The organism is Marinobacterium aestuarii, assembly GCF_001651805.1.
Classification (GTDB): domain Bacteria; phylum Pseudomonadota; class Gammaproteobacteria; order Pseudomonadales; family Balneatricaceae; genus Marinobacterium_A; species Marinobacterium_A aestuarii.
Genome location: NZ_CP015839.1, coordinates 2170589 through 2193649 on the forward strand (window position 1 = coordinate 2170589; position 23061 = coordinate 2193649).

The window sequence follows — 23061 nt, forward strand, 5'->3', positions numbered from 1 at the left end:
GGTGGCGTCTTGTTCGACATGATTGCTCCTTCTGGAGAATCAGGAGCCTGGCGCAACCACACAGGTGCGCCCCATGCGGCCAGGCTACTGTATGGCAATCACTTTATAGGGCCAGCAGGGTCTTGTCATTGTCGGAAAAGGGGGATTTACAGAATAAAGGCGGTATAGCGAGGCCCTGTCTGGTCGCTGACGCGAAGTGTTCGTCACGGCAGGGCCGGTCACAGCAGTGACAGCTGATCTCCCGCCTGGGGCGGTACGCAGAACAGGTCGGTGCGCAGCGGGGATCTGCGATCTGCGCGCAGACCGAACTTGTTGCTGGCCAGTCGAAAACGCTGGGCGATCATCTCGGCGAACAAGCCCTGGCCGCGCATCCGGCTGCCAAAGCGGCTGTCGTAGGCGGCGCCGTTTCGGCTTTGCTGAATCAGGCTCATGACGTGTTCGGCGCGCTCCGGATAATGGCAGTCGAGCCATTCCCGGAACAGGCCTTCAACCTCCCGTGGCAGGCGAATAAAGACGTAACCTGCACAGCGTGCGCCGGCTGCTGCGCTGGCTTCGAGCATGGCTTCCAGTTCGCGGTCATTGATCATGGGGATCAGTGGCGCCAGCAGCACACCGACCGGCACACCGGCGTCGGTCAGTGCGCGGATGGCGTGAAGCCTCGTCTGGGGGCCGGCGGCGCGGGGTTCCAGCGTGCGCTTGAGCTGTGGGTCCAGGGTGGTCATGCTGATCATTACCGAACACAGCTGCTGGGCAGCCATGTCGGCGAGCAGGTCCAGGTCGCGGGTGATCAGAGCGCCCTTGGTGATGATGCTAAAGGGGTGACGAAAGCGCGCCAGCACCTCCAGCAGGTCGCGGGTGATGCGCCTGTGCTGTTCCAGCGGCTGGTAGGGGTCGGTGTTGGCCCCCAGGGTGATGGGTCTGCAGCGGTAATTCTTCGCCCGCAGTTCCTGTTCCAGCCGTTCGGCCGCGCCCTCCTTGACGATGATATGGGTCTCAAAGTCGAGCCCGGGTGAGAGATCCCAGTAAGCGTGGCTCGGGCGTGCGAAGCAGTAAATACAACCATGCTCACAGCCGCGGTAGGGGTTGATTGACTGTTCGAAAGGCACGTCGGGTGACTTGTTGCGACTGATAATCGTCTTCGGTCTTTCGTTGATTTGCACGGTCGTGATGCGCGCCGGCATTTCGCCATCCTCAACAGGATCGATGTCACTGCGGGTCGGCGCGAAGCGGTTGGCGGGATTGGAGAGGGCGCCGCGGCCCTTGAGGGGATTGGACATTGCGGACTACTGCTGCGAATTAGTACTGTTTAAATATACAGCATTTTGTCGGGGAGGCGAATCTCTGTTGCGCAGTTCAGCAGGGCATAAATGGATAGGGAGGGAGATGGCGCAGACCTGCATGCCATTCAAGGCGTTCGGCCTGCTGCGCAGGGTGCCGGATTATGTAACGGCAATTTCCGGCAGCAGGCGGTCGTACTCGTGCTTGACCACCCCGTAGCATTCGCAGGCCCTGGCTTCCAGCCCGGCCCGGTCCAGGATGCTGATGTGGCCGCGCTGGTAGCGGATCAGATCGGCCGCCTGCAGTTTTCCGGCGGCCTCGGTGACGCCCTCGCGGCGTACGCCGAGCATATTGGCGATCAGTTCCTGCGTCATCAGTAGCTCGTCCGACGGCAGTCGGTCACGGCTCAGCAGCAACCAGCGGCAGAGTTGCTGGTCAAGCGAGTGGTGCCGGTTGCACACCGCCGTCTGTGCCATTTGGGTCAGCAGTGCCTGGGTGTAGCGCAGTAGCAGATGCTGCAGCGCGATCGAATCCTGGAACGCCTGCTTCAGCAGTTGTCCCGGCAGCCGGTAGGCGTGGCCGGCGCTCTGGACGACGGCACGGTTGGGCATGGTTTCGCCGCCCATGAACAGGGCAATGCCGATGATGCCCTCGTTGCCGACCACGGCGACTTCGGCCGAAGCGCCATTGAGCATGACGTAGAGCAGGGAGACGATGGAGTCGGTCGGGAAATACACATGGCGCAGCTCGTGGCCGGACTCGTAGAGCACGTGACCCAGCGGCAGCGGGACTCTTTCCAGGTGTGGACTGATGCGGGCATATTCATCCGCCGACAGGGCGGCGAGCAGGTGATTTTCGAGAGGGTCATGAAGGGGCGGCACGGTCGATCTCCTGTCCCGGTCATACGCCACGCACGAAGTCCCCCTGGTTGACAGGGCTTATTCGATGCTTGACGTACTACTATTATAGAAAGTTCGGCCTGGCCCGGCAGCCGATTGCGACCGCAGTGGTCGAGGCAATACGCACTATGAGCGTTAGCGTACAGAACTTTTATAGTATCCGCGACATGATGGAGTCAAGGATCGACGTTGGAATTGGAAACTGCCCTGGTAATGGGGTCGTGGAAGCCTTCACGGTCTGTCCGGTACAGCCACTGAAAGAGGTCATTCCATGAAAACGCTACACAATATTGCACGTTGCGCCCTGGTCGCAGTTATGTTTCTTGGTCTGGCGGCGTGTTCCGGCATGTCGCAGCAGGATACCAATACCGCCATAGGTGCCGGCGTCGGCGCCGTCGGCGGTGCTGTACTGACCGGCGGCAGCACTATAGGTACCGTGGGTGGTGCCGCAGTCGGCGGCGTCATTGGCCACGAAATCGATACCAAATAGGACGGGTCCGCTTACGTTAGCCCGCATCGTCTTGTTCACTTGAGGATTGCCGCGCCCGCCGTTTTGAGCGGGCGTGGTTTTTTACGCAGGGTCGTGCTGCCGTGCAGCCCGAGCACCTTAGGCACAAAAAAAACCGGTTCCCTGGTAAAGGGCACCGGTTTTTTGGGTCTTGGCGCTTGTGGCCTTGTATCGAGGACCTAGCTTTATCGACGCCGTTTCAGGCCCAGGGCCAGCGAGATAACGAAGAGTACGATAAAAACCAGGAACAGAATTTTGGCAATTTCAACGGCGCCGGCGGCGATCCCGGTGAATCCCAGTACCCCGGCGGCAAGGGCAACAATGAAAAATACCACGGCATAATACAGCATCTGTTTTTCGCTCCTCGGTTAGCGGGCCAGACTGTTAACCGGCAGTCAGGCTGCCGTCATTTGATCCGCATGTCGTTTTTGACCGACCTAACGCCCTCGACGTGACGAGCCAGCTCGACCGCCCTGTGGCTATCGGCGTGTGAACTGACGAAACCGCTCAGTTGCACCACGCCCTTGAAGGTCTCGACGTTGATCTCAATGGATTTCAGTGTGGGTTCGTTGAATATTGCCGCCTTCACTTTGGTGGTGATGACAGTGTCGTCGATATACTCACCGGTTCCTTCCTGTTGCGCGCTGGATGCGCAGCCCACGAGCAGGGCCAGCATGGCAACCAGGAAGAAGGCGGGAAAACGTTTCAGTAATGGCATGGTTGAGTACTCCGATAGTCAGGGGGCAGTCGGGTTAGCTTTCGACTGCAGTGGCGAGCAGCAGGTACAGGCGTACGCGCCCCCGTCATGGTTCCGATAGTCGTTTACTTCGAAGCCTGCGTCTGTGCGCAAGCGCACATTGCATCGTTTCTTTAGCGTCCCGACCGCCAAGCCCGTAGCGCATGGCGGCGACCAAGGACCAGGCCCAATGGCTATCACGACGCTTGCATGATCCGGCTGTAAAGCGAATTGTCGCTACCAAAACAGCTACAGGCGGACGCCTCCAGGCCGTTGCGATCAAGAATCCGGATATCGCCGCGGTGGTAGCGGATCAATTTGCGTTTTTGCAGCCTGCTGGCCGCCTTGGTGATACCGACACGACGTACGCCCAGAATCCGGGCCAGGAATTCATGGGTGACATGAAAGCAGTCCGAGTGCGCCCGATCCTGTGCCATCAGCAGCCAGCGGGCAAGGCGTGCCTCCAGCAGATGGAAGCGGTTGCAGGCCGCGGTCTGCGCCAGTTGGCCCATCATCACATAGAGATAGCGTTGCAGCAGACGGCGCCATGCCGCGCTGAGTTCGAGTTCGCGGCAAAACTGCGCGGTCTCCATGCGCAGCGCCTGGCCAGGCGCCAGTACGCTGGCGTGCAGACAGGACAGGTTCAGGCCCAGTACCAGCGAGATGCCCAGCATGCCTTCATCCCCGACCAGCATGACCCCCAGGAGGGTGGACCCGTTTAGTGTGGTCGTCAGGGAAATGAAGCTTTCTGTCGGAAAGTAGACATAAAGCAGGGGGGCGTCAGGTGTCGCCAGAACCTCGCCGAAGCTCAGCGTTACCGGCTCGCAACGAGCGAGAAAGCGCTGTTGTTCCGGGGCTGGCAAGGCCGCGATCAGTCGATTGATGGCAGGGACAGGTTGCATAATGGGCACAATGATTTTCCTGATGTGGAAAATACAGCAAGCGGTATCGGTTGCAGTCGATAGGCAACACCGATAGCGCCCCCTGACGCTGAAGCGTCCACTGAAGCTTGAAGCCAAAGCGGGAGACTGTCTGGACGCTAGCGCACATAGCACTTCTGCTGCTCCGTGCGTTCAGGATTATGGCTGTGAACGGGCAGGGCCTGTCGGAGGCGCCGGCGACGGGGTCTTCGAGGCCCGTTTATCCGCTGCACGCCTATGAGCGCTAGCGTACAGATGCCCCTGCCGAAAGTGGGCGATGATGGTCCTGACGATCGACACAGGCAACCGGATTGACCGCTGCCGTCGGCGTCATGCGCGCCGTGCCTGGGCATGAATCCTCGATCGGGTGGCACTCAGGGCTCGTACCCTCTACACGTTAGGCAGGAGACTCGTCATGAAATTAATCTATGGATTGCTGCTGACGGTGCTGATGCTGGGCGGTTGTGAAACCATGAACAGCCCGTCCAACAGTTCCGTCTATGGCAGATCCGACAACAGATCCGCTTACGACACATCCGACAGCAGATCCTACGGTACACCCGACTACAGATCACCTGACTACCGGGAGTCCGGCTACAGGGAATCCGATTATGCTAACCGCAATCAGACCATTTATTCGGGTTACGGTGTCGTGCAATCCATCGAACTCGTACGACAGGAGAGCGGTGCCAACAGTGGTGGCGGTGTGGGTATAGGCACTATCGCCGGTGCCGTTGTCGGGGGTGTGGTCGGAAACCAGGTGGGGTCCGGTCGCGGCAACACGGCGGCGACGCTCATAGGGGCGGCCGGCGGCGCTTATATCGGCCATGAGCTGGAAAACCGGCAACAAACCCAGACCGCCGATGCCTACAGCGTCCGTGTGCGCATGGAAAATGGTTCCACTCAAACGCTGCTGCTGAGCAATAACCCCGACCTGCGCCTGGGTGACCGGGTAAGAATCAGTAATGGCGTCATTGAACGATACTGACAGGGCGACAGGGCGACAGGGCGACATGACGTTGCCCGTTAAGGGTTCGCAGGTCAGCTGTCGTACACCGAATCAACCAGAGGTAGTGATTATGAAAAGGCTCAAGACCTTCGGCACTGTGTTGTTCACGACAGTGTTGCTGGCAGCATTGCCAGGCTGTGAGAAGGAAGGACCGGCAGAGCAGGCCGGCAAGGAGGTCGACAAGGCAATGCAGGAGGCCGGCGATAAGCTTGAACAGGCCGGCGAAGATATCAAGGAGGCGGCCAGCGACAAATGACCTGGCTTGTGCTGCTACACACGCAGACATCGATTGGCGATGTCTGCCCTGAGATCCGCAACAGGAGCTGTTCTCTATGAACTGGGATATCGTTGAAGGCAACTGGAAGCAATTCAAAGGCAAGGTGAAAACGCAGTGGGGCAAGCTCACCGATGATCACCTCGACAAGATTGGCGGCAAACGTGACGCGCTGGTGGGCAGGATTCAGGAGGCGTACGGCGTATCCAAAGACGAAGCCGAAGCGCAGATCAGGCGGTTTGAAGATCAAAACAGGGATTAACCGGTATCGGTTGCAGCAGCACACCTTTGCACCACGCTTCAGTCCCCGCCGTGAGCCGTTCGCAGCGGGAGGGCAGGGGCCCTCCCGGCCAGGGGTTAACCCTCTTTCATATCCAGGCTGAGCTGGCGGCCACTGGCGACCAGGTAGCCGCGCGGCTGAGTATCAGCAAGCGCACGGTCGACAACCACCGCGCCAACATCCGCAAGAAGCTTAATCTTAATAACGCGGCTGAACTGACACGCTATGCGCTTGAAAACGGCCTCTTGGGGGAGCCTGGCAGCGGCTTCAAGCGTTAAGCTGTGGCGCACCGCCGCGTGCCAGGTGCCGAGTGCAGGACTAAGCTGTGATTGTGAAATAACAATCGCAGCAAGCTGCTAAAGGAGCACCCCTCATGAGCGTTAAACCCATTCCCGATGGCTTTCATACGGCAACGCCTTATCTGGCGATCAAGGGGGCCGCAGAGGCCATCGAATTCTACAAAAAAGCCTTTGGCGCCACTGAGCGCTTTCGCCTGAACATGCCGGACGGCGGCGTCGGCCACGCGGAAATTCAGATCGGCAACAGCAATATCATGCTGGCCGACGAGTGCGGTGAGTCCGGTTTTCAGAGCCCGGCCACCCTGGGCGGTTCAAGCTTCGGTCTGCATCTGTACGTCGAGGATGTGGATGCACGCTTTGCCCAGGCCATTGCCGCCGGTGCCACCGTACTGAATCCGGTCAAGGATCAGTTCTACGGCGATCGCCTGGGCAGCCTGAAAGATCCTTACGGACACGTCTGGTTCCTGTCGACCCATATTGAGGATCTGAGCGAGGAAGAGATCGCCCGGCGCGCCCAGGCGATGTTCGAGCACGAAGGCTGATTTCTGCCGGCAGACTTTCAAGTAACAGAGCATGAATAGCGGGAGGTCAGCATGTATCGGTTGAAGAAGATGAGCATAAGCGTGTTGTGGGCCACGCTGCTGCTGTTGCTGGTCGTGGCGAGTACTGTCGCGGTGTCGGACAGCGCCGGGGTCAATATCAGCGAGGGGAATAGCACGCGGATCTATGAGTTACCGGCGGGCTCAAGGCCCCACGATGTGGCGCCGGCGCCGGATGGCAAGGTCTGGTATACCGGCCAGCGCCGCGGTGTGCTCGGGATTCTGGAGCCGCAAAGCGGGGCGGTGCGTGAGGTGTCGCTGGGGCAGGGCTCGGCCCCCCACGGTGTGATTGCGGGGCCGGATGGCGCCGCCTGGATCACCGATGGCGGCCTGAATGCCATAGTGCGCTTTGATCCGGCATCCGAGGCGGTCACAGTGTTCCCGCTGCCGCCACAAAGGCCCCAAACCAACCTGAATACCGCGGCTTTCGATGGCGACGGCCTGCTCTGGTTTACCGGCCAGAACGGAATCTATGGAAGGCTCGATCCTGCCAGTGGTGTAATGCAGGTTTGGGATGCTCCGCGGGGGCGTGGACCCTATGGCATTACGGCAACGCCCGACGGTGAAATCTACTACGCCTCTCTGGCCGGCAGTTATATTGCCCGTATCGATCGCAGCACGGGTGATGCCATCCTGATCGAGTCGCCGCGCGCGGGGCAGGGCGCGCGCAGGGTCTGGTCAGACAGTACCGGCCATATCTGGGTGGCTGAGTGGAATACCGGCGTCCTCAGTCGGTTTGATCCGCGTGATAGCCGCTGGGCTGGCTGGACGCTGCCGGGCGCGGGGCCACGGGCCTATGCGGTCTATGTGGATGAGCGCGATATCATCTGGGTCAGCGATTTTGGCGCCAACGCCGTGCTGAGTTTCGACCCGCAAACTGAAACCTTTACCTCTTATCCCGGCAGCGCCCCCGGCGCCATGGTGCGGCAGATCCTTGGCCGTGCGGGTGAGGTTTGGCTGCCGGAATCCGGTCTCGACCGGCTAGTGCTGATCCGTACCGATTAGCGCAGCTCAGGGCGGTGCGAGTCGCTGCTACACATTACGCGCTATCAACGTATATATTGATACCGCGATATTGTTCAACTTAACCCCGCTTTCCATACTGCAGGCATGAGGGGTTTTAGGCCTCTCTCCGATAACTATAAAAACCTGGAGAAAACGATGGCAACACACACCAGCGATCGACCTATCCCTGCCGCCGACACCGGGCAAGCGGAGTTTGCTCAGGACCTTGAGCGCCGTATCGGCATTTACGAAGAGCTGGATGCCCACGGCGATATGGCCGGCGCCCTGGGCTCCGGCGAATATACCCTTATCTTCCTGCTGACCCTTGGCCTCGTTGTCACCTTCTACCTGTGGGGGTATTGAGCATGTCTTCGACTAAACAAGCGGACCTGAGACTGGCCGCCGAGCGCGGCGATGCGCCTCTGCTTCCCGCCGAGCGGATGTGGGGTTTCTGGGAATTCACCTACGCCAACTCGGCCCTGGCCATTGCCACCTGGGCCTTTCTGATTGGCGGCGCCACGGCACTCTTTGTTGGCGTCAAGGCGGGCATTGCCGCCATCGTGATCGGTAACATCCTGGGTGTGCTGATCATGGCGCTGTCGACCTGCGTGGCCAGCGGCAAATACGGCACCGAGCAATTTACCTTCCTGCGCAGCATGTTTGGCCGCAACGGCAGCCGGCTGGTGTACCTGCTGGCGGTGGTCTTTCTGACCATGGGCTGGCTGGCCGTACTGGGGCTGATGTTCGGGCGCTCCATCGACAGTCTGGCCGGGCTTGTCACCGATAGGGCGGCGGAGCCTCAGGGTTGGCTGGTGTATCTGGCCGCCTTCTTCGCCATAGGCCTGACCGCCTTTATCGTCGCCAGGGGTCCGACCTCCATCAAGGTGTTCAACACCATCATAGCGCCGACCCTGGTGATCATCATGGGCGTGATGCTGTACCTGATCTTCAGCAACAGCAGCATGGCCGAACTGATGGCATTGCCGGCACTGGATGAGCCCTTTGAAGACAAACAGCTCAACTTCATGATCGCGGTGGAAGTGAACATGGCGGCGGGTTTCTCCTGGTGGCCCTATATCGGCAACCTGGCGCGCCTGAGCAAGAACGAACGCACCGCTTTCTGGCCCAATATCGTCGGCGTCTTCGGTGCGGCTGTGCTGGGGGAAGTGGTTGGCCTGCTGGCGGCGGCCAAGTTTGGGGACAGTGATCCGACGGTCTGGATGACGCAGATCGGTGGCTTTGCCTTCGGCATAGTGGCGCTGTGCTTTGTTGCCTTTGCCAATGTCACCAGCATGGCGAACATTCTCTATACCTCGATCGTGGGCCTGCGGCAGGTGGTGGGGGAGAGTCTGCGGCATATTCGCTGGGAGCTGCTGGTGGTGCTGTTCTGCATAGCGCCGGTGATCATCGTCTTCACGGTGCCCGGTATCTATGATGGCTTCTTTATCTTCCTGGTCTGGACCTCGGCCCTGAACAGCGCCCTGGCCGGCATCGGCATCGCCGATTACTTTATCCTGCGACGTCAGCGGGTCAGCCTGCGGCATGTGTTTGCATCCAATGCCCAGTCTGCCTTCCGTTACTGGCATGGCGTTAACCCCGCAGCCCTGGTGGCGCTGGTGGCCGGATTCGCGATCTATGTGTGGATCTTCAATCCGCAGACACTGGACAGCGCCGGCATCTTTGCCTTTATCTCCGCCTCGCTGCCCTCCTGTGCACTGGCAGCGGTGGTGCATATGGTTCTTACGCGCTTTTTCGTTGCCCGCACCGGCTGGGGTGACTACCCCCAGGGGCTTGCCAACAGCAGTGCCCAAAGAAACGCTCAGGACGATATGCAGCCGGTGGTGAGGGCTGAGTGATAAGCACCCGCCGGTAAATGGTGATTGGTCATTAGGAATTGGTGACTAGTGATTGGTTGTTAGTGAGTGGAGAGCAGTAAGCAGAGCAAAAGGGTGGCAGCGTCTAACGGACGTCGCCACCCTTTTTTGTTACTCCTTGGGTGCGTCCGGGTCTGTTTCCATCTGCTGGCGTATGCAGCGGGTGAATGCCTGGGCGGCGCGATTGCGCTCGCTCTTGCGATAGGCGAGGTAAAACTGCTCGTGGTACGACAGCGTATCTTCCATCAGCGGGCGCATCTGCCCCGCATCCACCCACTGGGCGGCGTAGTGGGACGGCAGGTAGCCCAGAAAACCGCCGGACAAAATCATCAGGGCGATGCTTTCCATATGGGAGGCGGTGGCCTGATGCTTGAATTCCAGCGCCTGGGGCGGTTGCCAGTCGCGCATATAGGAGCGACCCGCATAGGCGCACTGGCTGATCATTTCAATGCTAATGTCGGCGTCCGGCAGTTCAAAGAGGGCGTGGTCGGTGCCGCAATAGAGCCTTTGCTGTTCCAGGTAGGTGGGAATAAAGCGCACCGAGCTGTGCAGTCGCGACATCGGCGAGAGGATGGCGTGGTAGTGCTCCTCCATCAGCCCCTGCAGCAGTTCCTGGGGTGAGGACACATTGATATGCAGTTTGACCTCAGGCGCCAGGCGGGCGAAGTCGCCGATGCCCCGGTGCAGCTTGATCTCCTGATTGCTGGCGATGGCATCGACAATGCCAAAGTGCAGGTCACCAATCAGCTGGCCTCTTGTGTTGCCCACCATGCCGCGAAAATTCTCCACCGCACGAAACAGGTTCAGGGAGGCATCGAACACGATCTGCCCCTCTTCGGTCAGGTGGAAACCCTTGCGACCCCGTTCGCACAGGCGCATGCCCAGGCGCTCCTCCAGCTGGCCGATCTGGATACTGATGGTGGACTGCGATACCCCCAGCTCATCCTGGGCGGCGGCAAAGCCCTTGTTGTGTACCACGGCATGGAATACCCGCAGCAGGCGCAGGTCGAAGTCGGCAAGGTTCGGCAGGCTGTAGTGACGAGCGGTCATATGCTTCTTCTTTTATCAAAGTAACTCTCAGTACAGTATTATTGCTCAATGTTATGGGTACGGCTACCGGGGGCAATGTTGTTGTTGGCGTTTGGGCAGATGTGGGCAGAGTCGGTAGAGACTGAGATATACGAATTATCAAAAGAGTCGATCTACCCAGATGTATTGCCAGCGGACAGTTTGCGGTGAAGATCCGAAGGATCGTAACCCAACAGCGGGGTGCTGCCTTCTTTCAATGTTGTCGAATTATTGGAGTGTTACCGATGTTGGATAATCCGGTTTCGCCCCTTGGGCGACTCACTTTTCTTCGAACGGCCGAAGTAAAGTAAGCAATACCTTTTAATCTTGAAGAATACGCCCGAAGAAGCCGTGACACTGCGCGCTGGAATGCTGGGGGTGCCTCTGGATGGGCGGGCTATGCTGTTAACAACGGCCGCATCCCTCTGCCGACATCGACAAGGGCTCTGTGGGCAGCAAAACAATTCGAGGGGCCTCATGCGCTGCGCCGGCTGCGGGTTCGAAAATCCCAGGGGAGCCAGGTTCTGCAATCAGTGCGGTGGCGCTCTGGCGCGCAGTTGCCCCAGCTGTGGCCATACACTGAGGCCGGCGGCCAAGTTCTGCGACGAGTGCGGCGCCGGGTTGTCACACACTGACGCCGATGTGGCGGCGCCCGCAGATGCCCCGGCGCCGATTCACTACACACCACAACATCTGGCCGAACGCATCCTGGCCGAGCAGGCGGCACAGCGTACGCGGGGTGGCCGCGGCGGTGAACGCAAGATTGTCTCAGCACTGTTCGCCGACATGGCCGGTTCCACCGCGCTGATCCAGAACCTCGATCCGGAACAGGTGCGCAACCTGATTGATCCGATACTGGCGCTGATGATGGAGGCGGTGCATCACTACGAAGGCTATGTCGCCAAGTCCCTGGGCGATGGCATTCTGGCGCTGTTCGGCGCGCCCATCGCCCACGAGGATCACCCGCAGCGGGCGCTTTATGCTGCGCTGCGCATGCAGGAAGCGATGCACCGGTATGCCGATCGCGTGCGTCTGGAACAGGAGATACCGCTGCAGATCCGTGTTGGCATTCATACCGGGGAGGTGGTGGTGCGCTCCATCCACACCGAGGATCTGCGTGCCGACTATGAACCGGTGGGGCAGTCCATTCACCTGGCATCGCGCATGGAAGGGCTGGCGACACCGGGGTCCATTGTTGTTAGCGGGGCGACCCACCGCCTGGCCGAAGGCTATTTTGAGTTCAAGGCCCTGGGGGCTATCCCGGTCAAGGGCGTTGCCGAACCGCTTGATGTATACGAAGTGCTGGGCAGCGGCCCCTTGCGCACCCGGCTGCAGATCGCCGCACGTCGCGGCCTGGCGCCCTTTGTTGGTCGCCAACCGGAGCTGGGACAGCTTTGCGGGGCGCTGTCGCGGATGCAAAACTCCCGTGGCCAGGTCGTCGGGGTGGTGGGGGAACCGGGCGTGGGAAAATCACGCCTGTTCTACGAGTTCCGGCCCCGGGCGCAGCAGGACTGCCTGGTGCTGGAAACCTTCTCGGTGTCCCACGGCAAGGCCTTTGCCTATCTGCCGTTGATCGAGTTGCTCAGGGCCTATCTGCAGATCGGCCCCCAGGACGATGAACGGCTTCGCCGCGAAAAGGTGACCGGCAAGGTGCTGACGCTGGACCGCAGGCTCGAAGACAGCCTGCCCTATCTGTTTTATTTGCTGGGTCTGGCTGACGCGAACGCAGCGCTGGCACAGATGGATTCACAGCTGCGGCGTCAGCGTACCTTTGATGCCATCCGGCAGCTCTTGCTGCGCGAGAGCCTCAACCAGCCGGTGGTGGTTATCTTCGAGGACCTGCAGTGGCTGGACAGCGAAACCGGCCTGTTTCTGGATCACCTGATCGAGGGTATCGCAAGTAGCAGGCTGCTGTTGCTGGTTAACTATAGGCCCGAGTACCAGCATGACTGGGGAGGCCGCAGCAATTATACCCAGCTGCGGCTGGATCCCCTGGGGCAGGCTGAGGCGCAGGAGTTGCTCGGTTCTCTGCTGGGGGGTGACCCCACCCTGGCCGCCATCAAACCGATGATCATGGCCCAGACCGAAGGCAATCCGTTCTTCCTTGAAGAGGTGGTGCAGACCCTGGTCGAAGAGGGAAGGCTACTGGGCGGGCCCGGTTACTATCGACTCGAACAGGCGCCTGAAAGCCTGCAAATTCCGACCACCGTGCAGGGTGTGCTGAGTGCCCGTATCGACCGCCTCGCCGCCGACGAAAAAGAGCTGCTGCAGACGCTGGCGGTGATCGGCAAGGAATTTCCCTGGAGCCTGGTGCAGCAGGTGGTGGATAGGCCTGAGGGCGAGTTGCGGCGGCTATTGTCCCGTCTGCAGACCGGCGAGTTCCTCTACGAGCGGGCGGCGTTTCCGGAAGTGGAATATACCTTCAAGCATGGCCTGACCCAGGAGGTGGCCTACGGCTCGCTGCTGAGCGAACGGCGCAATACGCTGCACGAACGCAGCGCGCAGGCGATCGAAGCGCTGTTCCAGGAGCATTTGGAAGACCATTGCAACGAGCTGGCCCATCACTACAGCCGCAGTGGCAACATCTCTAAAGCGGTGGAGTACCTGCAGCGTGCCGGCGAACAGGCGCTGCACCGTTCGGCCAACAGCGAGGCGGTCGATCACCTGGGCGCGGCGCTGGAACTGCTCGCACGCCTGCCCGATACGCCCGAACGGCAGCGTCAGGAACTGGGGCTGCAACTGGCGCTGGGTCCGGTCTGGATGGCGATCAGGGGCTATGCCGCCTGCGAAGTGGAGACGACGTATCGCCGGGCGCTGGCGCTCAGTCAGCACAGTGGTGACGTTCCCGGCCAGTTCACCGCGCTCTTCGGGCTGGATGCCTACTACGTGGTGAGAGGAGAGCTGCAGGCTGCAAAAGATATGGCCGAGCAGTTGCTGCAACTGGCCGAGCGCGAGCAGGATACCGATTTTTTGCTGGAGGCCCATGGTTCAGTCGGTCCTGTACTGTTTCCGCTGGGCGAGCTGGCAGCGGCCCGCAAGACTCTGGAGCAGGGCGTCGCCCTCTACGATCCCCGGCAGCACCGCTCCCACGCCTTTCTGTATGGCCTGGACCCGGGCGTGCTCTGCCTGTGCTATCTGGCCCTGACGCTGGAACTGTCGGGCGAACCGGCGCTGGCATACGCCCGCAACGAAGAGGTGCTGGCCCTGGCGCGGCAGCTGTCGCACCCCATCAGCCTGGCATTTGCCCTGGATTATGCCGCTGAGCTGCACCTGTTTCGCCAGGAGAGCGAACTGGCACTGTCCTGTGCCGAGGCCGCGATAGAACTGTCGACCGAGCAGGGCTTTTCATACTGGCTGGCCCATGGCCGTATCCTGCGCGCCTGGGCACTGGCCGCACAGGGCGATCAGGCGGCTGGCATTGAGCAGATCCGACAGGGCATTAAGGCGTACCGCGCCACAGGCGCGGACATGTTTGTGACCCATTTCATGGGGCTGCTGGCCGAGGCCCTGGCCAGGGCCGGGCAGACCACAGCAGCGCTGCCGGTGCTGGATGATGCCCTGGCGCTGGTGGCGAAAACCCAGGAGCGGTTCTACGAGGCCGAGCTTTATCGGCTCAGGGGCGAATGCCTGGTAGCGCAGGTGCCGTCCCCGGGCTCGGAATCCGCGTTGGCCCTGCAGGTCGAAGACTGTTTTCAGCGTGCCATTGATATCGCTCACCGGCAGGGCGCCCGGCTGCTGGAATGGCGGGGAATGCTGTCCCTGGCACAGCTGCAGGTGCAGCAGAATCGGCCGGAGGAGGCGCGGGAGCTGCTGAAGGCCATCTGCAGCGCCGCGCCGGAAAACGACGACATTACTAGTGTCAGCACCGCCAGAGCCCTGCTGATGAAACTGGACGGGGCGGGGTGAGTCTGGAAAAAGTGATACATGCTTAAAAAATGTTCACGCTCTCACCCTGAGATCACGGCCGGGCAGTTAGCGCCGCGCACCCCTATGCTGGCCCGTGCCATCACCGGACAGGGGATGCCGTAATGCACGCTCGGCTTGCCCGAGAGATTCACCAGCCCCATGACGATAAAGCCGGCAAGGAGAATGGCGGCGAATACCGTCCAGCCATTGAGGCCGTAGGAGATGAACAGGGATGCCACCAGAGTATAGCCAGCGATTGGATGTCGTTCGATCAGACATTGAATATTTCGAACCAGCCCCAGGTGCGCTTTTCGGCCGGAATCGGCGCCAGGTCCTCGTTGTGGAGGCTCGAGTCGCTCTTCTCAATCTTCAGAACTTTGCCCATTTCTATCCACCGCTGTTGTTGTAATTCAGATTTTGGATACAAATTAACCATAAATAAAACAATATTGTAAACACAATTGTTGACAATTGCGGTAGTAAAACGATACAACTTGATCTTGATTCATTGCCAGCCGACCCGGGCTAGACCGCATCCGACAGCGCTAACCAATGGAAATCGTGGGCGCAAAAGAGGGAGAACAGCGGCGAACCGACAGGCATATGCAGGAGGGAATCTCAGGGCTGGCGAGCCTGCGGCCCCGCAGGGGGCCTTATCGAGCCGGTATGACAGTAGCGTTCAGTATTGATGATGCATGGATGCATCATCATTGGCCGAAGGCCGATGCGAGCCCTTTAGACATGATGTTTTGACCTGGCCTAGTCTTTAGAAGCCGACAACGAGCAGAGGCCTTGGATTCTGAGCGTGGCAAAGGAACTCAGCAATGCAACCCGACAACAACAAGTGGCAAAGGAGTTCAGCAATGCAACCCGACAACAATATGATGGCCACCCCGTCTGAAACGGGCGAAACCGCGCATGGCACCGGGAACCCGCTGCGCCCGGTTACGAAGGAAGAGAAATCCTGGGGCTGGTTCGCGATCTTCAACATCTGGGCAAACGACATCCAATCGCTGTTCGGCTATTCGCTGGTGGCGTCGCTTTTCATTTCCTATGGCGTAAGCGGCTGGACCGCGTTCGCCGCGCTCATTACCGCCGGCCTGATGGTCATGCTGCTTGTGAACCTTTCCGGCGCTGCCGGCGAGCGTTACGGCATTCCCTACCCGGTGCTCGCCCGCGCCAGTATGGGTACGACCGGGGCCAAACTACCGGCCGTTCTGCGCGCGACGGTCGCGGTCTTCTGGTACGGCGTTCAGGTATACTTCGCCTCGACGGCGCTGGCGTTACTGATCCGGTCAGTGACCGGGATCACAGCGGGGGCGGAATTCCTTGGACTCGACAGCATCGACTGGATGTCGTTCGTCATCGTCTGGGCGTTCCACATCTTGATCTTCTGGCACGGTATGGACTGGGTCGAAACCTTTCTGAACATCGCCGGCCCGTTTGTCTACGCAGTGATGATCGGCCTGGTGATGGTCCTCTGGAGTAAATCGGAAGGTCAGCTGCTGTCCCAGGCCCAGACGATCTTTGCGAACCCAGAGGCAACCTGGGGCTCGGAATTCAAGGGCTTTATCGCCATCGTCGGTACCATGGTGGCCTACTTCGCCGCGGTCATGATCAATTTCAGCGACTTCTCGCGCTACGCCCGGGACAAGAACGCGATGATCAAGGGGAACCTGGCGGGGCTGCCGTTCAACATGATTCTGTTTTCGGCCCTGGCATTGCTCACCACGGCCGGTGCCGCGGTCGTCTATGGCGAGGCGATCATCAACCCGACCGAGATCGTCGGCCGCACCGACAGCGTGCTTCTCGGCATCATTGCCGCCATCACTTTCTTCGCCGCCACGGTCGGGATCAATCTGGTGGCGAACTTCGTACCTGCGGTCAACGGCATCGCCAACCTGTCACCGCACAGGATTAGCTTCCGCAGGGCCGGCATGATCACGTCGCTGTTCGCGCTGGTCATCGGCGGATTCTGGACGAGCTTCATCAGCCAGTTCGGCATCAGCGGCTTCGTCAATACCCTCGGCGCGACGCTGGCCCCACTCTACGGCATCATGATCGTCGACTACTACATCCTGCGGAAACAGGTGCTGAAGCGCGACGACCTCTACGACCTGAAAGGCGGCACCTATCACTTCGGCAACGGCTGGAACAACGATGCACTCGTCGCCTTTTGCATTGGGGCCCTGTTCTCGGTCGCCACGGTCTGGGTTCCGTTTCTGGGCCAGCTCACCGGTTATGCCTGGATCATCGGCGCGATATTGGGCGGGGTCACCTACTACGTCCGTTGCAAAAAATCGCACCTTGTCTAGCAGGCTGTTGATTTTCTCCCCCGTCGAATGGGGCTTTGGTAGACTGCCGGCGGCGAACGGCAACTGGTCGAGCAGATCAGCTATAACCTGCTGTACCGCTGGTTTGTCGGGCTGACCATTGATGTGACCCGGTGTGGCATCACTCGAGCTTCAGCACCAATCGGGATCGGCTGTTGGAGCATGATGTGGTGACGCACCTATTCGACGAAGTGGTCAACCTAGCGCGGGAGCGCAAGCTGCTCTCCGACGAGCATTTCAGTGTCGATGGCACGCTCATTCAGGCCTGGGCGTCGCAGAAAAGGGATTCCGGGGCCAGTATACCTATTTCCTAGCTCACCAATGTCCGTATTGGGCACAAAGCGGAAGCTACACTGAAACAAAAAAGGGCCGATGAGTTACCTCATCGGCCCTTGCTTACGGCTTACAGCTTACAGCTTACGGCTTACGGCTTACGGCTTACGGCTTACGGCTTTCACCTTTCACTTTCCCCTTTCCCCTTTCCCTTTCACCTATCGTTCAAACCTTGCGCACCGGTGCATGGGGCCGCTGCTGGGTTTCCCAGCCGGGGACCAGGCCGACGTCGACGTCGGCGGGTGCCAGGGTCTGGCGGCCACGCACCAGGTCCGAGGCGCGTTCGGCCAGCATGATGGTGGGGGCGTTGAGGTTGCCGTTGGTCTCGGTGGGGAAGACCGAGGAGTCGATCACCCGCAGGCCCGCGATGCCGTGCAGGCGCAGTTCGGAGTCCACCACTGCCAGCGGGTCTTCGCCCATCTTGCAGGTGCCGCAGGGGTGGTAGGTGCTCTCCAGATTGTCCCGCACGAAGGCATCGATTTCCTCATCGGTCTGCACATTGGGGCCGGGGGCGATTTCGCCGTCGTTGTAGGCGTCCATTGCCGGCTGGCCGATGATTTCCCGGGTCAGGCGTACGCATTTGCGAAAGCCCGCGCGGTCCTCTTCGTGTTCCAGGTAGTTGAACTGGATCGCCGGGTGTACCTGCGGGTCCGGTGAAACGGCACGTACGTGGCCGCGGCTTTTGGGCTTGTTGGGCCCGGTCAGTACCATAAAACCATGGCCCTTGATGGGGGCCTTGCCGTCGTAGCGCATGGCTGCCGGCAGGAAATGGAACTGGATGTCCGGCCATTTCAGGCCGGGCTCTGAGCGGATAAAGCCGCAGGATTCGAAATGGTTGCTGGCGCCCAGGCCATCCTTGCACAGCAGCCAGCGGGCACCGATCAGCGCCTTGCTCAGCAGGCCCATCTTACTGTTCAGCGTGATCGGCTCTTTGCATTTGTACTGGATATAGACCTCGGCGTGGTCCTGCAGGTTTTCGCCCACGCCTGGCAGGTCGTGCAGCACCTCTATGCCGGCCTCGCGCAGCACGGCTTTGGGGCCTATGCCGGAGAGCTGCAGCAGGTGGGGCGAGCCGATGGGGCCGGCAGACAGCAGCACTTCGCGGTTGCAGCACACGGTCTGGGTGCTGCCTGCGCGGGAGTATTCGACGCCGACCGCCTTTTTGCCATCCAGCAGAATACGGCGGGTCATGGCATGGGTGACCACGGTCAGGTTGGGCCTGTCCATGGCGGGGCGCAGATAGGCATTGGCGGTGGACCAGCGCACGCCTTTCTTCACGGTCATGTGCATGGGGCCGAAGCCTTCCTGCATCTGGCCGTTGCAGTCGCGGGTCTTGATATAGCCGGCCTCTTCGCCGGCATCGACGAAAGCGCCGTACAGCGGGTTGGCCATGTTGTTGCCGTTGTTGGTGTGCAGCGGGCCGCTGTCACCACGGTACTCATCGCCACCCTGTTGCTGCGTCTCGGCTTTTCTGAAGTAGGGCAGGCAGTTCTGGTAGCCCCAGCCCTTGGCGCCAAGACTCTCCCATTCATCAAAATCACAGGCATGGCCGCGAATGTAGACCAGGCCGTTGATGGATGAGGAGCCGCCCAGCACCTTGCCACGGGGGCAGTGCACACGGCGGCCGTTCAGATGGGGCTCGGGCACGGTCTCGTAACGCCAGTTGTACTTCTTGGTGTTCATGGGCATCGAGAAGGCGGTTGGCATCTGGATAATGACACTCTTGTCGCTGCCACCGGATTCCAGCAGCAGCACCGAGGTGGCGGGATCTTCCGAAATCCGGTTAGCCAGCACACAACCGGCGGAACCGGCACCGATGATGATGTAGTCATACCGATCAGCCATGCTTGATACCTCTTTATTATGCTTATTTGAATCAGGGCCTCGTGCCCCGGCTCCTGTAGACCCTGGTGCGCTGGCCTGTTTAGAGTTCCTATTCTTGATGAAGCGGTTTAATTGATAAATATCGTTGTATCAATTGATAGATTAATAAAAATAAATGTATCTGTTCTCGGTGTTGTCCAGCCTTTTAGTTGTCGTCATCGCTGTCTGTTTTCATAACTCTCAGTCAATCTATGTATTGATAGATCGATATTTTTAAATGTTTATGCCTTTCCGATACTGGTTGCCACAGGGTGAAAGCCCGACCAATAACAAGCACAACGAAAGAGGCGACGATGGACACTACCGTAAAGGCGTATCTCGACAACTATCAGGTTTCCCAGGCAACGCGGGACTTTCTCGCCAAAACCCAGCGCATGTTTATCGGCGGCAACTGGGTTGGCGCCAGCGACGGCGCCGTCAGTGAGGTGATAGAGGCCTCCACCGGCGGCGTGCTGACACAGATACCCGAAGGCACGGCCCTGGATCTGGATCGCGCCGTTGCCGCAGCCCGGCATCAGTTTGATCAGGGCGAGTGGAGCCAGCTCAAACCCCTGGAGCGCGAGCGACTGCTGCACAAACTGGCGGACCTGCTGGAAGCCCATGCCCAGGAACTGGCCGAAATCGAGTCCATTGATATGGGCAAGTCGGTGGTACAGGCGCTGGAGGTGGATATCCAGGGCACCATCGACACTTTCCGTTACTTCGCCGGCTGGGCCTCGAAGATTTATGGTCGCAGCGTTGAGCCGGCGTCCCTGCCCGGCAGCTACGTGACCTATACCCGCAAGGAGCCGGTGGGCGTGGTGGCCTCGATTATTCCGTGGAACTTCCCGCTGCAGACCATGGCCTGGAAGCTGGGCGCGGCGCTGGCGGTGGGTTGCACTGTGGTGGTCAAACCCGCGGAGCTGACTTCCCTGAGCACGCTGCGCTTTGCCGAACTGGTGCAGCAGGCCGGTATTCCGGACGGTGTAGTAAATATCGTGACCGGCCGGGGTTCGGTGGTGGGTGCGGCCATGTCCAGCCACCCTGGTATCGACAAGATTACCTTCACCGGTTCTACCCCCGTGGGGCGCACCGTGGGCGAGGCTGCGCTGGCCGATATGAAGCGCATGACGCTGGAGCTCGGCGGCAAGTCGGCGGTGCTGGTGTTCGAGGATGCGGATATCAAGGCGGCGGCCGAAGCGGTGGCCCAGGGCATCTTTTTCAACTCCGGCCAGGTGTGTGATGCCGGCTCCAGGCTCTATGTGCATGCGTCGATCTACGAGCCCTTCCTGGAGGCCCTGACCGAGTATGTCAGTGGCCTGAAGATGGCGCCCGGGCTCGATCCCGACTGCTTTATCAGCCCGCTGGTGTCCGCCAAGCAGCAGGACAGCGTGCTCAGCTATATCGAGGCCGGCAAGCAGGAAGGTGCACGGCTGGTGTTCGGCGGTGAGGCCCATGGCGGGTCTGGCTATTTCGTGCCGCCGACCCTCTTTGCCGATTGTCGCAATGACATGAAGATCGTGCGGGAGGAGATCTTTGGCCCTGTGCTGGTGAGCCAGTCCTTCAGCGACGAAGACGAGGTCGTGGCGCTGGCCAATGACTCCATCTACGGCCTGGCGGCGGCCATCTATTCCAATGATCTTACCCGCGTGCACCGGGTGATACCGCAGCTCAAGGCGGGGTCTGTCTACGTCAACGGTCACAGCACCATTGATCCGGCCATGCCCTTTGGCGGCTACAAGCAGTCGGGCTTTGGCCGCGACCTTGGGCCTGAGCAGCTCGAAAGCCTGCTGGAAACCAAATCCGTGTGGATCACGCTGAGCTGAGGCATTGCGTCCAGCGATTTGTCCGCTTTCTCGCTGTTCGCGAACAGGCGCTGAATTTTCTAGATAAATGACCGGGCCGGGCGCAAAAAGCCCGCCTGGGTCGAGGAGAACAATAATGAGTGAAAATGCTTACGAAAAAGGCCGGCTGAATCTGCCCTTTGTTGGTTTCTGCACCTTTGGCAAGAATCGCACCTGCGAAGACTGGGACAACATCAAGGCGGATGTGGCCTTTATGGGCGCGCCCTTTGATTGCGGTACCCAGTGGCGCTCAGGTGCACGCATGGGGCCGCGTTCCATCCGTGAAGCCTCGACGCTGTTTTCCTTTGGCCACGGCGGCGCCTATTCCTACGAAGACGATGTGATGTACCTGGAAGGGGTGGATATTGTCGATATTGGTGATGCCGACATGGTGCACACCAACACCGAGAAGAGCCATGCCAATATCGAATATGGCGTGCGCAAAATGCTGGATGCCGGTGTCTTGCCGGTAGTTGTCGGCGGTGACCATTCGGTGAATGCGCCCTGCATCCGCGCTTTCGAGGGCCGCGGGCCCCTTCATATCATTCAAATCGATGCGCATCTGGATTTTGTCGACGAGCGCCACGGTGTGCGCTTTGGCCACGGCAATCCGATTAGACGCGCCTCGGAGCAGGACTTTGTGACCGGCATGACCCAGCTGGGGATCCGCAACGTATCCTCGTCCAACCGGGCCGATCACAAGGCGGCCGAGGCGGTGGGCTCCACCATACTGTCGGTGCGTGATGTGCGCCGTCTGGGGGCAGAAGGGGTGCTGGCGCTGATTCCCAAGGGCGTGAATTACTACATCACCATCGATATTGACGGTTTCGACCCGTCAATTGCGCCGGGCACAGGTACGCCCAGCCACGGTGGCTTTCAGTATTACGAGGTGATGGAAATTCTGCAGGGCGTGGCGCTCAGCGGTGACGTGGTGGGCATTGATCTGTGCGAAGTGGCGCCGGACTATGACCAGACCGGCTCGACCAGCATTCTGGCCGCCCAGGTATTGATGAACCTGATCGGCTATGTCTTCCATGGCCGGGCGTTGCGCAAATAGCCCATCTGGGCGTTACCCAAAGGTAAAACGCGCAGGCCCCGGGCCTGCGCGTTTTTTGTCGTGCGTGTTTTGTTTGGGTGCTGTGACAGGGCTTTGCTAGCGGCGGCTAAAGGCCATGAATTCGCGTTCCACTATAGACTCCAGCGCCTGGCTGCGGGTAGTGCGTACAAGATACACCAGGGTGTCGGCGCGGGTGGGTTCCAGGCGGTAGAAGCCGCCCTGGGATGAGAGCTCCGGGCAGGCTCCCAGTACGCGGTAGCTGCCCATGGGGGTCAGCGCCAGGGTGCGATTGCCGCCGTAGGCGAAACCGATGAGCGGGTGTTGAGAAGTGTGGCCGATCTCATTGGCCTCGTTGTCCCAGGTGTATTCAATAACCCAGAATTCAATACTGGGGTTACAGACAACGGCATAGCTGGAATCAATTCCGCTCATGTATGGAATCACCTCAAACGTTCCCTATATTCAGCCCCGCACCAGTGATCTGGACGACAGCGAGAAGGTGAAAGCTCCGCAATCGTGCAGTGATCAGACTGGCAATAGTCCGGGCACCTGATTGCGAAAAGCATAACGCAGAATCGTAATCGGTGCTGTGGTAGGCGTGGCCGATAGAGGGAATTGGTTGAATCATCCTGATTCTAGAGTCCTGCGATCCTGCAGTGAGCGGCTATTATCGTCAAAATTAACAGAAAATACAGGGCTTTTTCCGATCTTTCCCCGTCGTTAGTCGCAGAGATTCGCGGGTTCCGGGCGCAGGCTGGCCTGCATCTGGGTGATGGCGGTCTGGGCCAGCGGGGTCAGGTTGCTGCCGTCTTGCTGCAGGTAGGCGATGATCTGCTGCTTCATGCTGCGCGCCCAGAATTTCTTCAGGTGGGCCGCCACGCGTATGGCCGCCTCTTCCTGGGTGCCGTAGTGGCTGTTGTTGTCGGCGATCTGATTCGCCATGTGGATCAGGGTATCGAGCTGGTTCATGGACTCT

The 23061-nt window shown here is 59.8% G+C and carries 22 protein-coding genes and 2 pseudogenes; 14 read left to right on the forward strand and 10 right to left on the reverse strand.

Annotated elements, in window-relative coordinates:
- Nucleotides 1–218: 218 nt before the first annotated feature.
- Together A8C75_RS09570 and A8C75_RS09575 are read right to left on the reverse strand one after the other, a co-directional pair.
- On the reverse strand, nucleotides 219–1277 hold the full coding sequence (locus A8C75_RS09570) for a PA0069 family radical SAM protein (protein WP_067381263.1): 1059 nt from the start codon (nucleotides 1275–1277) through the stop codon (nucleotides 219–221).
- 162 nt (nucleotides 1278–1439) lie between these two features.
- On the reverse strand, nucleotides 1440–2159 hold the full coding sequence (locus tag A8C75_RS09575) for a Crp/Fnr family transcriptional regulator (protein ID WP_067381266.1): 720 nt from the start codon (nucleotides 2157–2159) through the stop codon (nucleotides 1440–1442).
- Between the two features lie 289 nt (nucleotides 2160–2448).
- Here A8C75_RS09575 and A8C75_RS09585 point away from each other — a divergent pair, with 289 nt between their 5' ends.
- Complete coding sequence (locus A8C75_RS09585) at nucleotides 2449–2667, forward strand: glycine zipper 2TM domain-containing protein (protein ID WP_067381271.1); 219 nt, start codon at nucleotides 2449–2451, stop codon at nucleotides 2665–2667.
- 203 nt (nucleotides 2668–2870) lie between these two features.
- Here A8C75_RS09585 and A8C75_RS09590 read toward each other — a convergent pair whose 3' ends face one another.
- From A8C75_RS09590 to A8C75_RS09600, 3 genes are all read right to left on the reverse strand, one after another.
- A complete protein-coding gene (locus A8C75_RS09590; RefSeq protein WP_067381274.1) occupies nucleotides 2871–3035 on the reverse strand; it encodes a DUF1328 domain-containing protein in 165 nt (54 codons plus the stop codon).
- A 56-nt stretch (nucleotides 3036–3091) separates the two neighbouring features.
- The gene (locus tag A8C75_RS09595) at nucleotides 3092–3403 is read right to left on the reverse strand and encodes a BON domain-containing protein (protein ID WP_067381277.1); all 312 of its coding nucleotides are present in this window, start codon (nucleotides 3401–3403) and stop codon (nucleotides 3092–3094) included.
- A gap of 215 nt (nucleotides 3404–3618) precedes the next feature.
- Nucleotides 3619–4323, reverse strand: a complete 705-nt coding sequence (locus tag A8C75_RS09600; protein WP_067381280.1) for a Crp/Fnr family transcriptional regulator — start codon at nucleotides 4321–4323, stop codon at nucleotides 3619–3621.
- Between the two features lie 433 nt (nucleotides 4324–4756).
- On the opposite strand from A8C75_RS09600, the gene A8C75_RS09605 reads away from it, so the two are divergent.
- The 8 genes from A8C75_RS09605 to A8C75_RS09640 all read left to right on the forward strand — a co-directional run bounded on the left by A8C75_RS09605 (nucleotide 4757) and on the right by A8C75_RS09640 (nucleotide 9663).
- Nucleotides 4757–5329: an outer membrane lipoprotein gene (locus A8C75_RS09605; RefSeq protein WP_067381284.1), complete on the forward strand. Its 573-nt coding sequence runs from the start codon at nucleotides 4757–4759 to the stop codon at nucleotides 5327–5329.
- A gap of 91 nt (nucleotides 5330–5420) precedes the next feature.
- On the forward strand, nucleotides 5421–5606 hold the full coding sequence (locus A8C75_RS09610; protein ID WP_067381286.1) for a hypothetical protein: 186 nt from the start codon (nucleotides 5421–5423) through the stop codon (nucleotides 5604–5606).
- A gap of 76 nt (nucleotides 5607–5682) precedes the next feature.
- The gene (locus tag A8C75_RS09615) at nucleotides 5683–5886 is read left to right on the forward strand and encodes a CsbD family protein (RefSeq protein WP_067381288.1); all 204 of its coding nucleotides are present in this window, start codon (nucleotides 5683–5685) and stop codon (nucleotides 5884–5886) included.
- Between the two features lie 50 nt (nucleotides 5887–5936).
- Nucleotides 5937–6182: a response regulator transcription factor gene (locus A8C75_RS09620; protein ID WP_067381291.1), complete on the forward strand. Its 246-nt coding sequence runs from the start codon at nucleotides 5937–5939 to the stop codon at nucleotides 6180–6182.
- A 95-nt stretch (nucleotides 6183–6277) separates the two neighbouring features.
- Entirely contained in the window at nucleotides 6278–6745 is a 468-nt protein-coding gene (locus tag A8C75_RS09625) for a VOC family protein (RefSeq protein WP_067381294.1), read from the forward strand.
- A 69-nt stretch (nucleotides 6746–6814) separates the two neighbouring features.
- Nucleotides 6815–7807, forward strand: coding sequence for a Vgb family protein (locus tag A8C75_RS09630; protein ID WP_067381297.1), 993 nt, complete (start codon nucleotides 6815–6817; stop codon nucleotides 7805–7807).
- 156 nt (nucleotides 7808–7963) lie between these two features.
- A complete protein-coding gene (locus A8C75_RS09635; protein WP_067381300.1) occupies nucleotides 7964–8170 on the forward strand; it encodes a hypothetical protein in 207 nt (68 codons plus the stop codon).
- A 2-nt stretch (nucleotides 8171–8172) separates the two neighbouring features.
- On the forward strand, nucleotides 8173–9663 hold the full coding sequence (locus A8C75_RS09640) for a purine-cytosine permease family protein (RefSeq protein ID WP_067381303.1): 1491 nt from the start codon (nucleotides 8173–8175) through the stop codon (nucleotides 9661–9663).
- A gap of 129 nt (nucleotides 9664–9792) precedes the next feature.
- Here the strand turns inward: A8C75_RS09640 and A8C75_RS09645 are convergent, their stop codons facing one another.
- Nucleotides 9793–10731: a LysR family transcriptional regulator gene (locus tag A8C75_RS09645; protein ID WP_067381306.1), complete on the reverse strand. Its 939-nt coding sequence runs from the start codon at nucleotides 10729–10731 to the stop codon at nucleotides 9793–9795.
- 495 nt (nucleotides 10732–11226) lie between these two features.
- Between A8C75_RS09645 and A8C75_RS09650 the strand changes: the two genes are divergently transcribed.
- Nucleotides 11227–14655 (forward strand): adenylate/guanylate cyclase domain-containing protein, encoded by a 3429-nt coding sequence (locus A8C75_RS09650; protein ID WP_067381309.1) that lies wholly within the window; start codon nucleotides 11227–11229, stop codon nucleotides 14653–14655.
- A 50-nt stretch (nucleotides 14656–14705) separates the two neighbouring features.
- Here the strand turns inward: A8C75_RS09650 and A8C75_RS23330 are convergent.
- Nucleotides 14706–15040, reverse strand: a pseudogene (locus tag A8C75_RS23330) (cytosine permease); the annotation flags it as partial.
- 478 nt (nucleotides 15041–15518) lie between these two features.
- On the opposite strand from A8C75_RS23330, the gene A8C75_RS09660 reads away from it, so the two are divergent.
- Entirely contained in the window at nucleotides 15519–16970 is a 1452-nt protein-coding gene (locus A8C75_RS09660; RefSeq protein WP_227819875.1) for an NCS1 family nucleobase:cation symporter-1, read from the forward strand.
- Between the two features lie 54 nt (nucleotides 16971–17024).
- Nucleotides 17025–17269 (forward strand): annotated as a pseudogene (locus A8C75_RS09665) (transposase); the annotation flags it as partial.
- Between the two features lie 217 nt (nucleotides 17270–17486).
- Here A8C75_RS09665 and betA read toward each other — a convergent pair.
- Nucleotides 17487–19166, reverse strand: a complete 1680-nt coding sequence (gene betA, locus A8C75_RS09670; RefSeq protein WP_067381318.1) for a choline dehydrogenase — start codon at nucleotides 19164–19166, stop codon at nucleotides 17487–17489.
- Between the two features lie 332 nt (nucleotides 19167–19498).
- Here betA and A8C75_RS09675 point away from each other — a divergent pair, with 332 nt between their 5' ends.
- Nucleotides 19499–21010 carry an aldehyde dehydrogenase family protein gene (locus tag A8C75_RS09675; protein ID WP_067381321.1) on the forward strand — a complete coding sequence of 504 codons (1512 nt, stop codon included), beginning with the start codon at nucleotides 19499–19501 and terminating at the stop codon, nucleotides 21008–21010.
- A 115-nt stretch (nucleotides 21011–21125) separates the two neighbouring features.
- Nucleotides 21126–22085 carry an agmatinase gene (locus A8C75_RS09680; RefSeq protein ID WP_067381324.1) on the forward strand — a complete coding sequence of 320 codons (960 nt, stop codon included), beginning with the start codon at nucleotides 21126–21128 and terminating at the stop codon, nucleotides 22083–22085.
- 96 nt (nucleotides 22086–22181) lie between these two features.
- Here A8C75_RS09680 and A8C75_RS09685 read toward each other — a convergent pair whose 3' ends face one another.
- Together A8C75_RS09685 and A8C75_RS09690 are read right to left on the reverse strand one after the other, a co-directional pair.
- Nucleotides 22182–22517: a hypothetical protein gene (locus tag A8C75_RS09685; protein WP_067381327.1), complete on the reverse strand. Its 336-nt coding sequence runs from the start codon at nucleotides 22515–22517 to the stop codon at nucleotides 22182–22184.
- Nucleotides 22518–22805: 288 nt separating this feature from the next.
- Complete coding sequence (locus A8C75_RS09690) at nucleotides 22806–23054, reverse strand: formate dehydrogenase subunit delta (RefSeq protein ID WP_067381330.1); 249 nt, start codon at nucleotides 23052–23054, stop codon at nucleotides 22806–22808.
- Between the last annotated feature and the right edge of the window lie 7 nt (nucleotides 23055–23061).